The sequence below is a fragment of the Pseudomonas sp. IT-P395 genome, from assembly GCF_949767675.1.
Classification (GTDB): Bacteria; Pseudomonadota; Gammaproteobacteria; order Pseudomonadales; family Pseudomonadaceae; genus Aquipseudomonas.
Map to the genome: position 1 here is coordinate 173,851 of NZ_CATKPW010000059.1, position 13,710 is coordinate 187,560.

Genomic DNA, 13,710 nt, shown 5'->3' on the forward strand with positions numbered 1-13,710 from the left:
ACCGACTCAGCATCGTCCGCGAAACAGACGGCGAACGCATCATCGTAGGAGCTGCCGCAGGCTGCGATCTTTTGATCTAATCAACCCAACAGTTTTTCCAGCTGCGCGGTGGTATCAACCGCGCCCATCGTGCGGGCCGCATCCAGCGCCGTGACGCCATTGGCATCCTTGGCTTGCGGATTTGCGCCTTTGCTGATCAGGTAATCAACGATTTCCACACGATTGAACATCGCCGCCATCATCAGCGCCGTACGACCATCAAACGACGAGCCTTCGATCTCGGCGCCCGCCTCGACCAACGCCTTGACCACCGCCAGATCGCCCTTGAACGCCGCACCGGCAATCGGGCTCTGGCCGTTGCCATTGCGCATTTCCGGATCGGCCTTGTGTTTAAGCAGCACTTGCACTGCATCGACATGGCCGTAATAGCTGGCCAACATCAACAACGTGTCGCCCTTGCTGTTCTTCAGGTTCACCGGCAAACCGGCCGTGACCAGGCGATCAAGCATCTCGGCATCACCGTCGCGCGCCTTGTTGAAAACCTGCTCGGTGAATTCGGCAGCTTCTTCAGGGGTCATCTGGCGGCTTTGGTCGGACATGGGCAACTCCACTTTCGGTCTATCGGAAAGTCGACAGTTTCCCGAGCGAGACGCTGGCTGTCACCCCCTTTTTCTCAAGCCGGCTCATAGCCAGATTCAATAACGATACTTGCCCTGATGAATTTCCGCCAATACCTCTTGGGTAACTCGAACGTAAGTCTGCGTTCCAGGCAGCCAAGCGTAAATCGGGTCATCGCCCGCTTGGCCGGGGTCGAAGCCTTCATTTTTCAATCGGGTTTTCTGGTATTTGAACGTGCCGGTGGTTTCCATTTTTACCTTCACTCGCAGAAACAACGGTACGGCGTAGGCAGGCATGCGCTCCCGGACAAAGGTCAGCAACTCGGCGAAATCCAGCGTCGCGAGCGATTCCGCCGGCGTGATTGCCGCCATGCCGGCGCGGCCGTTGGTGTTGCGGATCTCCACGCCATAGGCCACCGCCTCGGAAATCTGCGGGTGTTGCAGCAGAAGGTTTTCGACTTCGGTGGTCGAAACGTTTTCGCCCTTCCAGCGGTAGGTATCACCGAGCCGATCAACAAATTGTGCGTGGCCGAAACCGATGTTGCGCAACAAATCGCCAGTGTTGAAAAACCGATCGCCTTTGCTAAACACGTCGTGAAGGACAACCTTGGCGGTTTTTTGCGGATCGGTGTAACCGTCCAGCGGCGCCTTTTCGTCGATCCGCGCCAACAGCAAGCCCTGCTCGCCCTTGCCAACCTTGCGCATGAAACCGTCAGGGCTGCGGACCGGTTCACCGCTGTCATGGTCGTAGGCCACCAACTCCCAGGCCATCAGCGAGAAACCGATGGTGTTGTCGAAGTTGAGAATGTTGGTGAACCCGATGTTGCCGTCGCTCGCCGCGTACAGCTCACAAATGTGCTCGACGCCGAAACGCGTCTTGAACTCGGCCCAAGCGCCCGGGCGCAAGCCGTTACCAATCATTTTTCGCACGTCGTGGCGGTTGTCATCGGCGCTGGCCGGTTGATCGACCAGATAACGGCACAACTCGCCGACATAGCCGATCGTGGTCGCGTGATAACGGCGCACATCGTTCCAGAACTGGCTGGCGCTGAATTTGCGGCGAATAGCAAAGCCTGAGGCGCCGTTGACTGCCGAGCCCCAGCACACGCAGAGACCGGTGGCGTGGTACAGCGGCAAGGTGCAATAGACGACGTCGTCGGGGCCCATGTTGAGTGCGATCATGCCGAAACTGGCGGAGCTGCGCATCCAGCGCCCATGCTTGAACACCCCGGCCTTGGGCAGGCCGGTGGTGCCCGAGGTGTAAATGTAGAAACACGGGTCGTCAAAGAAGATCTGCTGGCTGCTCGGTGGATTCTCGCTGGAGGCATCGGCACTGGCGCTGATCAGATTGACGTAGCCCTCGGGCGCAATGCCCGGATGGCTGTAAGTGTCTTGATCTGCCACGAACCAGGTACGAGGCGCGGCGATCGTCACTTGATCGCGAATGGCCGCATAAGCTGGAACCAGTTCATCGCCAACGACAATCGCCACCGGTGCCACCAGATTCACACTGTGGATCAGTGTGTCGCGAGTCTGTGAGGTATTGAGCAGCGCGCTGACCGCACCGACCTTGGCCAGCGCCAGAATGGTTACCAGCAGTTCCGGGCGGTTTTCGATGAACACCGCGACCACGTCGCCCTTGCCGATGCCTTGCCCGTTCAGATAGTGAGCGATGCGGTTGGCCCACTGGTTGACCTGCGCATAGCTCAGCCGCACATCGCCCTGCAATAACGCCGGCCCCTCGGGGTTGCGCAGCGTCGCTTGCTCGAACGTCCAGCCAAGGCCACAGCTTTGGGTCGGATCCGTGACGTTGGCCACCTTCATGCCTTTGACCACCCGTGGGATGGCCTTGGCGATCATCGGCAATTTGCGGAGCATCATGCCCCAGGTAATCGTGTCGCTTGGCGCGTGACTCATGGATGCTCCCCGTCCGACCTTGGCGTGCAGGTCGATGTTTTTATTTTTCGGGCTTTGGCTTGCAGCAACCGGCACATTCGAGCGCGGGTCGAGATCGAAAATACGTCAGCGCTTCTCGCGCTGTACACGCGGTTTTTGCAATGTTTTGTATCTGCTGACCGGCCGACGGCTGCGGTGATCATCGGGTAAGCGATTGGTTCCGTTGTTTCGACAACGATCCCGCAAAATGCAGGATGCACGATGGCCATTCATGCAGTTTGCACGACGCCTGGAATTTTAATATTTTTTAACTCATTGATTTACAAGGAATTTATTATTTTCAAATGCTGGCACAATCGCTGCAACCTCCTCTGCATGCTTGCCATTCAAGTGCATACGGAGCTGAAAGACATGAGCCTGATCCAAGAAAAATTTACCTCCCTGTTCTCCAACTTCGACGTCACCACTGCGCCACGTCCCGATGGCGGGATCCTGCTGACCCTGCGCAGCAGCGACGGCAAAGTGTTTAAACGTGCACTGACTTACCAGCAACTGCATGCCGGTGACCAACTGTCGTGGGCGATCAGTGCCATTCGTCGTGACCTGGCGGAACAAGCCAGTGAGCTGCCGCAAATTGCCATGCTGCAGAGCCAGCAGCGTTTTGCCCTGCCGACCTATCATTCGCTGTAATTTTTAAAGCGCTTTAAACAAGACAGGCCGTGGAGCTTTCGCTTCACGGCCTGTTTTTTTGTGCGCGATCTTTACTGCGATCTCTAACTCTTTGTAGGAGCTGCGGAACGCTGCGATCTTTTGATCTTGTTTTTGAAGATCAGGATCAAAAGATCGCAGCGTTCCGCAGTTCCTACAGGGATTGTGTGGGTTAGAAAGCTTCGGGTTCTATGCCGGTGAAGGTGTCGACGGTGATGTGGCTGCCCAGCTCGCCGCCTTCACGGGCGAGGCCGCAGGTTTGCAGGCCGGCTGCTTGCGCGGCGTCGAGCTCTTCGACGATATCCGAGAGGAACAGGATTTCTTCGGGTTCGACGCCAATGGCTTTCTGGATATTGGTGTACGACTGCGCCTCACGCTTAGGCCCGGACGTCGTGTCGAAATAACCACTGAACAGCGGCGTCAAATCCCCCGCCTCCGAGCAGCCGAAAATCAGCTTCTGCGCCTGAATCGAACCCGACGAATACACAAACAGTTGATAGCCCGCCGCATGCCAGCGTTGCAGTGCGTCAACCGCATCCGGGTAAACATGCCCCTTCAACTGCCCGGCGTGATAACCCTGGGCCCAGACCATGCCTTGCAAAGCCTTGAGCGGCGTGGCTTTGCGATCCTCCTCGATCCAGCTCAAGAGAATTTCAACAACCCGTTCAACATCGGCCTGCGGCGCATTGCTGTCACGGCGCACGGCGTCGAGTTGCTCGGCAACATCAGCACGTTCGGCGTTCTGCCGAACGAATTCCGGCAAATGTTTGGCCGCGTACGGAAACAGCACGTCAAACACGAAACTCACTGCGCTGGTGGTGCCTTCGATGTCAGTGACAATGGCTTTGATCGACATCGAATCAGTCCTCCAGACGCGGGAAACGACCGGCGATGTCTTCGCCGGTGAAGTTGGCAACCCAGCCTTCAGGGTTGTTGAACAGGCGAATCGCCACGAAGTGCGGATGCTCGCCCATGTCGAACCAGTGTTTGGTGCCGGCCGGCACCGAGATCAGGTCATTCTTCTCACAGAGAACCGCGTAGACGTAATCGTCGATGTGCAGGGTAAACAACCCACGACCCGCGACGAAAAATCTGACTTCGTCTTCGCCATGGCGGTGTTCTTCGAGGAACTTGGCGCGCAGTTCGGCTTTTTGCGGGTGATCGCTGTTCAGGCTGATGACGTCGACGGTGATGTAACCGCGCTCGGTCATCAGTTTGTCGATCTGCTCTTTATAGGCGCTGATCACTTCTTCCTGGGTCGCGCCCGGCTGGATCTTCGCCGCCGCTTGCCAGCGGTCAAAGCGTACGCCCTGCTCGGCCAGGGTCGAGGCGATGTCTTCAAAGTGGGTCAGTACTTTGTTGGGAATATCGGGGCTGGAAACGTGATAGACGGACAGGCTGCTCATTGGGGCAATTCCTCGGTATCGGCCTTGCCGTCCGGTTCTTGCAGACCGGTCGGGCACAGCATTTCATCAGGCAAATGGGCTACTTCTGGTGAAGTCAGCCTTGGCGGTTCATGACGCTGCGGGTTTTCAACTCGCATTCAAACAGAAATTCAAAGGCCTCGATCTGCCGCAGCGCGTCGCTCATCTGCGCGCCCCAGGTGTAGAGGCCGTGACCGCGAATCAGATAACCGACGCAATCAGGATGGGCGTCGAGCCAAGGCTGCACCTTGGCGGCGAGGCGCGCAATGTCCTGATCGTTGTCGAAAATCGGCACGCGCACTCGCGATTCGTGGGTCGAGATGCCGCTGAAGGCTTTTTGCAGTTCGTAATCTTCGAACTCGATAAATTCGTCCGGCGTCAGGCGCGACAACACCGTGGCGTTCACCGAATGGGTGTGCAGCACCGCGCCGATCTCTGGTCGCCAGCTGTAGAGTTGGGTGTGCAGCAAGGTTTCGGCAGAGGGCTTTTTGCCCGGTTCCAGGCTGTTGCCCGACAGATCGGTGGCGAGCACATCGTCCAGACCCAACTGGCCTTTGTGCTTGCCCGACACTGTCAGCAGCGCTTCGCTCGGCGACAGGCGCGTCGAGTAGTTGCTGCTGGTGGCCGGCGACCAGCCGCGACCATAGAGAAAGCGCCCGGCATCGACGATTTGCTGGGCGAGTTGTTCACGCGTAAGGCTCATGGCCTGTCCTCTTGCATACGTGTGGCAATGATAACGGCAGCAGCGAGCGCCGCGAGACTGGCAATACTAAAGGTCAATGTCGCGCCGAGGGCATTCCAGCTGTAACCGGAATACAACGCGCCGAGCGCACCGCCGGTACCGGCCAGTGCTGCGTACAACGCCTGGCCCTGCCCTTGCTGGCGCGCGCCGAAGCTACGTTGCACGAAGGCGATGGCAGCGGCGTGAAAACTGCCGAAGGTCGCTGCGTGCAGCACCTGCGCGAATAACAGCACCCACAGAAACTCGGCGAACGAACCTAGCAGCAACCAGCGCAGCGCCGCCAGCAGAAAACTCGCCATCAATACGCGGCGCAGGGAAAACCGCGCGAGAATCCGGCTCATCGCCATGAACATCAGCACTTCGGCGACGACACCCACGGCCCAGAGCATGCCGATGGTGCCGCGTGTGTAGCCGAGGCGCTCAAGGTGCAAGGTCAGAAAGGTGTAATACGGGCCGTGGCTCATCTGCATCAGCGCGACACAAGCGTAAAACGCCAGCACGCCGGGATCGCGCAGCTGTTTGAGAAACCCCTCGCCGTGCGGCCGATTGCCTTGCGGTGGTTGCGCGTTCGGCACCCACAGACTGCTGAGGACGATGCCGGCCATGATCAGCACCAGCGCCGCCGGGTAGATATCGAGGCTCAGCCATTCGAACAGCCGGCCCAACGCAACCACGGTGATGATGAAACCGTTCGAGCCCCACAGGCGGATCTGGCTGTAACGCGAGGTCTGGCCCTGCAAATGCGCCAGCGTGATGACTTCGAACTGCGGCAGCACCGCGTGCCAGAAGAATGCGTGTAGCGCCATGACCATCGCCAGCCAGGCGTAGGTCTTGCTGACAAAAATCAACGAGAACGTCAGCAGCGTACACACTGCGCCAAAGCGCACGATGGCCAGGCGTCTACCGGTGTAATCACCGAGCCAGCCCCAGATGTTCGGCGCCACGCAGCGCATCAGCATCGGGATGGCAACCAGTTCACCGATTCGCGCCGGACTGAAGCCGAGGTGATCGAAATACAACGCCAGAAACGGCGCCGTCGAACCGAGCAAGGCGAAATAGAACAGATAGAAACTGGACAGCCGCCAGTAAGGGAGCGCCGCCACGGTTATGCCGCGACGGCTTCAAGGCCTGCCATCAAAGCTGACCCAGCACCGGCGTGCTCACGCGCACATCGGCGTTCTGCCCACGATGACGCAGCAAGTGGTCCATCAGCACGATCGCCATCATCGCTTCGGCGATCGGCGTGGCGCGGATGCCGACGCACGGATCGTGACGGCCCTTGGTGATCACGTCGACCGGATTGCCGTGGATGTCGATCGAACGGCCCGGAGTGGTGATACTCGATGTTGGCTTCAGCGCCAAATGGGCAACAATCGGCTGACCGGACGAGATACCGCCGAGGATGCCGCCCGCATTGTTGCTGAGGAAGCCTTCCGGGGTCATTTCATCGCGGTGTTCGGTACCGCGCTGGGCGACCGAGGCGAAACCGGCGCCGATTTCCACGCCTTTGACCGCGTTGATGCTCATCAGCGCATGGGCCAGTTCGGCGTCGAGACGGTCGAAAATCGGCTCGCCCAGGCCCGGCATCACGCCTTCGGCAACCACGGTGATCTTCGCCCCGACCGAGTCTTGGTCGCGGCGCAACTGGTCCATGTAGGCTTCCAGTTCCGGAACCTTGTCCGGATCCGGGCTGAAGAACGCGTTCTCCTCCACCGAGTCCCAGGTCTTGAACGGGATTTCGATCGGGCCGAGCTGGCTCATGTAGCCACGAATGACGATGCCCTGAGTTGCCAGATATTTCTTGGCGATCGCACCGGCAGCCACGCGCATCGCGGTTTCGCGCGCCGAACTGCGGCCACCGCCACGGTAGTCGCGCTCACCGTATTTGTGGTGGTAGGTGTAGTCAGCGTGGGCCGGGCGAAACAGATCCTTGATCGCCGAGTAGTCCTTGGACTTCTGGTCGGTGTTGCGGATCAGCAGGCCGATCGAGCAACCGGTGGTGCGCCCTTCGAACACGCCAGAGAGGATTTCGACTTCGTCGGCTTCCTGGCGCTGGGTGGTGTGGCGGCTGGTGCCCGGCTTGCGGCGATCGAGGTCGCGCTGCAGGTCTTCGAGGGAGATCTCCAGGCCCGGCGGGCAGCCGTCGACAATGGCGACCAACGCCGGACCATGGCTTTCGCCAGCGGTGGTGACAGTGAACAACTTGCCGTAGGTATTGCCGGACATGCAGGACGCTCCGTGAAATCAAACCCAAATTCGTGATGCGCGCCAGTATACGCAGGCTAACCGAGTAGTTCATCCTCGAACCTTAGTGGTGCTGGCGAGTCCAACCGGCACCTTGGCGAATGATGGCGTGATGATGCTGCGAGTTTTGATCTTGAGTCTTACCCTCTTTACGGGCTTTGCCCAAGCGACGGTCCTACAACGCCCGGTAACTTTGGATACCGGCACCGGTGAGCTTTTCGGTTCGCTGTTGCTGCCAAAATCCGACAGTCCGGTGCCGGTTGTCCTGATCATTTCTGGCTCGGGACCTACGGATCGCGACGGAAACAACCCCGACGGCGGGCGTAATGACAGCTTGAAGCGCCTGGCGTGGGTGCTGGCCAAACACAACATCGCCAGCGTGCGTTACGACAAGCGCGGCGTTGCGGCGAGCCTGGCGGCGACCCCGGATGAGCGCAATTTGTCGGTGGAGGCCTATGCAGCAGATGCGGTGGCGTGGGGGCAAAAGCTCAAAGCCGATCCACGTTTCGGCAAGCTGATCCTGCTGGGCCACAGTGAGGGCGCGCTGATAGCCAGCCTCGCCGCGCCGAAAGTCGATGCGGCGGCGGTGATTTCCCTGTCCGGCAGCGCCCGACCGGTCGATCAGGTGATCCGCGAGCAATTGGCCCGCAGTCTGCCGCCACCGCTGATGCTGCGCAGTAACGAACTGCTCGACAGCCTCAAGGCCGGTCACACCGACGACAATGTGCCGCAGCCGTTGCAGGTGATTTTCCGCCCGAGCGTGCAGCCGTATCTGATTTCACTGTTCCGTCAGGATCCGGCGAAAGCCTTCGCGCAATTGAAAATGCCGGCACTGATTGTTCAGGGTAGCAATGACATGCAGGTCGGCGTTGGCGATGCGCAGGCGCTGAAAGCCGCTAAACCCGACGCCGAACTGGTGGTCATCGAAGGCATGAACCACGTCATGCGCATCGTGCACAACGACATGAAGCGGCAATTGGCCTCGTACAAGGACCCGAATTTGCCGCTGGCCGCAGAACTGGGCAGCAAAATCATCGAGTTTATTGACGGACTTCGCACCCGTTAACCGTTGTTTGCCCTCTAGTCCTGACAGAAACGGCCGATAAGCCTTTGTCGCCAGCGCAACCGCTGGCGACAAGCAGGGCTTGGACAGGATCTCGCCGTTATGACTGATACCCAGACTTCACCCGACACCACCGCTGAAAAAGACGCACCGCCAGCGGCCGAGCTGCCGTGGGCGGATGTCCATGTCGAGCACCACAAGATGCTCCGCCTGGCCCCGTTGCAAACCGACCGCAACACCGGCGGGCGGCCGTTGCGCTTCGTCGAATTCGGTTACGCCGAGCGCAACAGCAAAGAAAAAAGCCTGATGCGCATGGCAATCAAGCTGCCGAGTCAACGCGTTCGCAAAGAGCAGAATCATCTCGATGTGTGGGTCGATCACACCACCAAGCGCGTCAGCTTTGGCCCGGACAGCGGCTTGCAAATCGAACCGTTGAACCGTGGCATCGGCCGTTTCATGGCCGCACAAAGCATCAACTGGGCGAAAAAACGCTGGCCCGCCTACACCTTCGATGGCATGGACTTGAACAACAAGGACGCGCTGAATGAAGACACGCGCCTGCGTCGCGATCATTTCCTGCGGGTGCATGGTTTTGATGTGGTGTACGCCGATGCCCAGCACTTGAAGGGCAGCGTCAAGGATGTGTTGGTAGGTGATCTGCTCGGTGACTGGAACAGCGAAAAGCTGCAGATCGTCGAGATTCTCGAGGCGGCGCAGATGCTTCAGCAGGCCGAACAGAATCTGGCCGAGCAGGAAGTGAAGCTGAAGAAGCAGGAAGAGAAAGTCAGCAAGTTCAAGCGTGAAGACGCTGGTTTGCGTTTCACCATCACGTGTCTGGTGGCGTTTGCGGTGTTTCAGGCGGGGTTGCTGATCTGGATTGCCACGCACCGGTAGATCAAAAGATCGTCCGATCGCGGCCCGAGCCTTCGGCAGCTCCTACAGGGTGTACACAAATCCCAATGTAGGAGCTGCCGAAGGCTGCGATCTTTTGCCTTTAGCCTTTAGACGCGGGAAGCGAACAGCGCCTGATGATCGCGGCACTGTTCGGCCGTCAACATGAACACACCATGCCCGCCGCGTTCGAATTCCAGCCAGGCGAAATCCACTTCCGGGTACAGCGCATCAACGTGCACCTGGCTGTTACCCACTTCAACGATCAGCAAGCCCTTTTCGGTCAGGTGATCCGCTGCTTCAGCCAGCATCCGCCGAACCAGATTCAAACCATCATCGCCACACGCAAGACCCAGCTCAGGCTCATGCTGATACTCATCCGGCATATCAGCGAAATCTTCTGCATCCACGTAAGGCGGATTCGACACGATCAAGTCGAAACGCTGCCCCGGCAAACCGTCAAAACCATCGCCCTGCACGGTGTACACACGCTCATCGACGCCATGGCGCTCGATGTTCTGGTTGGCCACTTCCAACGCTTCGAACGACAGATCGGCCAGCACCACTTCGGCGTTCTGGAACTCGTAGGCACAGGCAATGCCGATGCAACCGGAACCGGTGCACAGGTCGAGAATCCGCGCCGGCTCGATGCCGATCCACGGCGCAAAGCGGTTTTCGATCAGCTCACCGATTGGCGAACGCGGGATCAATACGCGCTCGTCGACGATGAACGACATGCCGCAGAACCACGCCTCACCCAACAGATACGCGGTGGGAATGCGTTCTTCTATACGGCGCTTTAGCAGGCGTTGCAGATTGACCAACTCATCGTCTTCCAGCGCGCAATCGAGGTAGCTGTCGGCGATTTCCCACGGCAGGTGCAAAGCGCCGAGCACCAGTTGCCGCGCTTCGTCCCAGGCATTGTCGGTGCCATGGCCGAAAAACAGATCCTCCCCATGGAAGCGGCTGACGGCCCAACGGATGTGGTCGCGCAGGGTACGAAGTCGGGAAGTGATCACGGGGCAGAACTCCAGAAAAAACGACTGGCAATTCTACCAGCCAAAACGCCTGACGACGACGCAGGAAAAACATCGCGGCGACGGTAGGAGTTTTCTGTTTTTTGCATCAGCTATTGAACAGAACGTGTAACTTGACAAGGCTGCAGGCCAATAACGACGGTGCCTACGATGGTAGCGATTCACAGAACCGCTCCGCCAGAGGACAATGTCGCAAAAGCCCCACCCCAAGGAGCCCCAGAATGTCCGTTCCAAAAACGATGTTTCAACTCAGCGGTCGCGGTTACGCAGCGGCCACACTGAGCCATGCCACCGTGGTCATCATCGATGCCCAGAAAGAATATCTCAGTGGCCCGCTGGCCCTGAGCGGCATGGACGCGGCCGTCGCGAACATCAAACAAGTGGTTGCCGCAGCCCGTGCAGCCGGTCGGCCGATCGTGCACGTGCGTCATCTCGGCACCGTCGGAGGCCTGTTCGACCCGCAGGGTGAACGCGGCGAATTCATCCCGGGCCTCGAGCCACAAGGTGATGAAACCATTATCGGCAAACTGCTGCCGAGCGCGTTCCATGGCACCGAGTTGCTGGACCGTCTGCAAAACCTTGGTTCGCTGGACTTGATCGTCTGCGGTTTCATGAGCCATTCCAGCGTCAGCACCACCGTGCGTGCGGCGAAGAACCTGGGTTTCCGCTGCACGCTGGTGGAAGACGCCTGCGCCACCCGCGATCTGCCATTCAAGGGCCGCGTGCTCAGCGCCGCGGTGGTGCAGGAAGCCGAAATGGCGATCATGGCGGACAATTTCGCCACGCTCGCGTTGACTCAAGACCTGATCTGATCTGCTCTGATGAGCGGCTCACGGCGCCGCTCATCCGCAAAGTCCTCTCATTTGCCGCAAATGCCATAGCCTCAGGAACAACCCGGTCAACTCCCGGTCGAAGGGCCGATACCCATTGAGGAAGGTCGGAATGAAGTTATCCGATGGATTTGACGCACGCCGCTTGCGGCCCAAAGGCCAAAGCAACTGGCGATTTCGATTCGGCGCAGCGATCGCGGCCATTCTGGCCACGTTCGGTGTGCTGCTGGCGATGGCCGGGGCGGCCAGCCTGCTCGGGCGCCCACCAGCGCTCGGTGACCTGAACGCTACGCCTATGGGCTCGGCAATCATTCTGGCGGTCGGTTTGTTGTTTCTGTATTTCGGTGTCGCCCTGTGGCGTCGCTGCCGCCGTCGCGCACGGCAATCGCGGGAACTGAACATGTCCCCGCACCTGATGAAAAAACACGACTGAATCACCGGCCTGGCTTTTTGCCGGGCCGTTTTGTTTCGACTTGGGTAAACTGGCCGCCCTTCGCGGAGGCTGACATGCAAGACGACGATTTTTCCCTGTTCAAAAGTGCGATCCAAGGCGTCAAGCCGATCAAGCACGACCGCGCCGACACCGGCAAACCAAAGGCTGATCGCGCACAGATTGCCAAGCTGCGCCAGTCCGCCACCGTGCGCACCGACACCGCTACCGTTGACGGTCTGTCCGATCAGTTCGTGATCGACGTCGGCCCGGAAGACGAGTTGATGTGGGCGCGTGACGGCGTGCAGGAAAGTCAGATGCGCAAGCTCAAGGTCGGCCAGATCCCGTTCGAAGGCAGCCTCGACCTGCATGGCATGAGCGTGGAAAAGGCCCGCGAAACCCTCTGGGCGTTTCTTGCCGAAGCGACCAAATTCGAAATCCGCTGCGTACGCGTGACCCACGGCAAGGCTGTGCGCCTCGACGGCAAGCGGCCAATGATCAAAAGCCACGTCAACACCTGGTTGCGCCAACATGCGCAGGTGTTGGGCTTTTGCTCATGCCAGGCGAAACATGGCGGTGCAGGCGCGGTTTACGTGATGCTCAAACGCACCATGATGGAAGGCCGCGACGAATAATCGCGTTACACCGAACTTGCAGGGTTGTGTCCGCCACCGTACCCTTGCCCTTTGCGAAAATCCCCACAGGTAGTTTCATGTCCCTGGAACAGAATTACACCGCGATTCTCGGCCAATTGGGCGAGGACGTGTCCCGCGAGGGCCTGCTCGACACGCCAAAGCGTGCCGCCAAAGCCATGCAGTACCTCTGCCGCGGTTATGAACAGACGCTCGAAGAGGTCACCAACGGTGCCCTGTTCAGCTCCGACAACAGCGAAATGGTGCTGGTCAAGGACATCGAGTTGTACTCGTTGTGCGAACACCACCTGCTGCCGTTCATCGGCAAGGCGCACGTCGCCTACATCCCGAGCGGCAAAGTGTTGGGCCTGTCGAAGGTCGCGCGGATCGTCGACATGTATGCCCGCCGCCTGCAGATCCAGGAAAATCTCAGCCGTCAGATCGCCGATGCTGTCCAGCAAGTGACTGGCGCGTTGGGTGTGGCCGTGGTGATCGAGGCCAAGCACATGTGCATGATGATGCGCGGTGTCGAGAAGCAGAATTCGTCGATGATTACTTCGGTGATGCTCGGTGAGTTCCGTGAAAACTCCGCGACCCGCAGCGAATTCCTCAGCCTCATCAAGTAATTTGCGCCACGAAGAAAACCGGCATCCATCGCCGGTTTTTTTTCGTCCGTGAAAAATCGGGTAAGCTGCGCGCCTTTCTCAATGTGCACCGTGAGGCTTCAACGTGTTCGTCAAAGCGCTTCGTGTCGGCCTCGGCCAACTGGTTATCTTCATCGACTTCATCACCCGCCCGGGCAAGAAACAGCGCCCTGCCGAAGCTCAGGCCCAGGTCAATGCCGCCGCGCAAGGCCTGACTCTGTATCAGTTCCATGCTTGCCCTTTCTGCGTGAAAACCCGTCGCACGCTGCGTCGCCTGAATGTGCCGGTGGCGCTGAAGGATGCGAAAAACAATGAGCAGGATCGTCAGACGCTGCTGGATCAGGGCGGCCGGATCAAGGTGCCTTGCCTGCGGATTGAAGAGAATGGCCAGACCACCTGGATGTATGAATCCAAGGTGATTATTGATTATCTGGACAAGCGCTTTGCTGCTGTCTGAGATTATGTGGTGATGCTGATGGCCTCATCGCTGGCAAGCCAGCTCCCACAGGTTTTGTGAACGCCACAGATCACTGTGGGAACTGGCTTGCCAGC

General features: G+C 59.0%; 16 protein-coding genes. 8 read left to right on the plus strand and 8 right to left on the minus strand.

The window, feature by feature from the left end; genetic code table 11:
* Nucleotides 1-80: 80 nt before the first annotated feature.
* Both ACM6IN_RS26030 and ACM6IN_RS26035 read right to left on the minus strand, forming a co-directional pair.
* Nucleotides 81-599: an ankyrin repeat domain-containing protein gene (locus ACM6IN_RS26030; protein WP_123374706.1), complete on the minus strand. Its 519-nt coding sequence runs from the start codon at nucleotides 597-599 to the stop codon at nucleotides 81-83.
* Between the two features lie 96 nt (nucleotides 600-695).
* A complete protein-coding gene (locus ACM6IN_RS26035; RefSeq protein WP_414916956.1) occupies nucleotides 696-2,534 on the minus strand; it encodes a long-chain-acyl-CoA synthetase in 1,839 nt (612 codons plus the stop codon).
* A 390-nt stretch (nucleotides 2,535-2,924) separates the two neighbouring features.
* Between ACM6IN_RS26035 and ACM6IN_RS26040 the strand changes: the two genes are divergently transcribed.
* A complete protein-coding gene (locus ACM6IN_RS26040; RefSeq protein ID WP_008080936.1) occupies nucleotides 2,925-3,203 on the plus strand; it encodes a DUF3509 domain-containing protein in 279 nt (92 codons plus the stop codon).
* A 190-nt stretch (nucleotides 3,204-3,393) separates the two neighbouring features.
* Here the strand turns inward: ACM6IN_RS26040 and mtnC are convergent, their stop codons facing one another.
* The 5 genes from mtnC to aroC all read right to left on the minus strand — a co-directional run bounded on the left by mtnC (nucleotide 3,394) and on the right by aroC (nucleotide 7,613).
* Nucleotides 3,394-4,077 carry an acireductone synthase gene (gene mtnC / locus ACM6IN_RS26045; protein ID WP_414916957.1) on the minus strand — a complete coding sequence of 228 codons (684 nt, stop codon included), beginning with the start codon at nucleotides 4,075-4,077 and terminating at the stop codon, nucleotides 3,394-3,396.
* A 4-nt stretch (nucleotides 4,078-4,081) separates the two neighbouring features.
* Nucleotides 4,082-4,627, minus strand: coding sequence for a 1,2-dihydroxy-3-keto-5-methylthiopentene dioxygenase (locus ACM6IN_RS26050; protein WP_007914042.1), 546 nt, complete (start codon nucleotides 4,625-4,627; stop codon nucleotides 4,082-4,084).
* 94 nt (nucleotides 4,628-4,721) lie between these two features.
* Nucleotides 4,722-5,348: a methylthioribulose 1-phosphate dehydratase gene (locus ACM6IN_RS26055; RefSeq protein ID WP_007914040.1), complete on the minus strand. Its 627-nt coding sequence runs from the start codon at nucleotides 5,346-5,348 to the stop codon at nucleotides 4,722-4,724.
* Complete coding sequence (locus ACM6IN_RS26060) at nucleotides 5,345-6,490, minus strand: MFS transporter (RefSeq protein WP_414916958.1); 1,146 nt, start codon at nucleotides 6,488-6,490, stop codon at nucleotides 5,345-5,347. Before ACM6IN_RS26060 ends, ACM6IN_RS26055 begins: the two co-directional genes overlap by 4 nt.
* A 31-nt stretch (nucleotides 6,491-6,521) precedes the next feature.
* On the minus strand, nucleotides 6,522-7,613 hold the full coding sequence (gene aroC, locus ACM6IN_RS26065; protein ID WP_007914036.1) for a chorismate synthase: 1,092 nt from the start codon (nucleotides 7,611-7,613) through the stop codon (nucleotides 6,522-6,524).
* 130 nt (nucleotides 7,614-7,743) lie between these two features.
* Here aroC and ACM6IN_RS26070 point away from each other — a divergent pair, with 130 nt between their 5' ends.
* On the plus strand, nucleotides 7,744-8,697 hold the full coding sequence (locus tag ACM6IN_RS26070; RefSeq protein ID WP_042704995.1) for an alpha/beta hydrolase: 954 nt from the start codon (nucleotides 7,744-7,746) through the stop codon (nucleotides 8,695-8,697).
* 99 nt (nucleotides 8,698-8,796) lie between these two features.
* Nucleotides 8,797-9,588: a hypothetical protein gene (locus ACM6IN_RS26075; RefSeq protein WP_414916959.1), complete on the plus strand. Its 792-nt coding sequence runs from the start codon at nucleotides 8,797-8,799 to the stop codon at nucleotides 9,586-9,588.
* A gap of 107 nt (nucleotides 9,589-9,695) precedes the next feature.
* Here ACM6IN_RS26075 and prmB read toward each other — a convergent pair whose 3' ends face one another.
* Nucleotides 9,696-10,604 carry a 50S ribosomal protein L3 N(5)-glutamine methyltransferase gene (gene prmB / locus ACM6IN_RS26080; RefSeq protein WP_414916960.1) on the minus strand — a complete coding sequence of 303 codons (909 nt, stop codon included), beginning with the start codon at nucleotides 10,602-10,604 and terminating at the stop codon, nucleotides 9,696-9,698.
* A gap of 239 nt (nucleotides 10,605-10,843) precedes the next feature.
* Between prmB and ACM6IN_RS26085 the strand changes: the two genes are divergently transcribed.
* From ACM6IN_RS26085 to ACM6IN_RS26105, 5 genes are all read left to right on the plus strand, one after another.
* Nucleotides 10,844-11,434: a cysteine hydrolase family protein gene (locus tag ACM6IN_RS26085; RefSeq protein ID WP_007914026.1), complete on the plus strand. Its 591-nt coding sequence runs from the start codon at nucleotides 10,844-10,846 to the stop codon at nucleotides 11,432-11,434.
* A gap of 130 nt (nucleotides 11,435-11,564) precedes the next feature.
* On the plus strand, nucleotides 11,565-11,885 hold the full coding sequence (locus tag ACM6IN_RS26090) for a hypothetical protein (protein WP_007914024.1): 321 nt from the start codon (nucleotides 11,565-11,567) through the stop codon (nucleotides 11,883-11,885).
* Between the two features lie 74 nt (nucleotides 11,886-11,959).
* Nucleotides 11,960-12,517, plus strand: coding sequence for a Smr/MutS family protein (locus tag ACM6IN_RS26095; protein ID WP_127926454.1), 558 nt, complete (start codon nucleotides 11,960-11,962; stop codon nucleotides 12,515-12,517).
* 77 nt (nucleotides 12,518-12,594) lie between these two features.
* Nucleotides 12,595-13,140 carry a GTP cyclohydrolase I FolE gene (folE, locus tag ACM6IN_RS26100; RefSeq protein WP_414916961.1) on the plus strand — a complete coding sequence of 182 codons (546 nt, stop codon included), beginning with the start codon at nucleotides 12,595-12,597 and terminating at the stop codon, nucleotides 13,138-13,140.
* A 103-nt stretch (nucleotides 13,141-13,243) separates the two neighbouring features.
* The gene (locus tag ACM6IN_RS26105) at nucleotides 13,244-13,615 is read left to right on the plus strand and encodes a glutathione S-transferase N-terminal domain-containing protein (protein WP_414916962.1); all 372 of its coding nucleotides are present in this window, start codon (nucleotides 13,244-13,246) and stop codon (nucleotides 13,613-13,615) included.
* The last annotated feature ends 95 nt before the right edge of the window (nucleotides 13,616-13,710 follow it).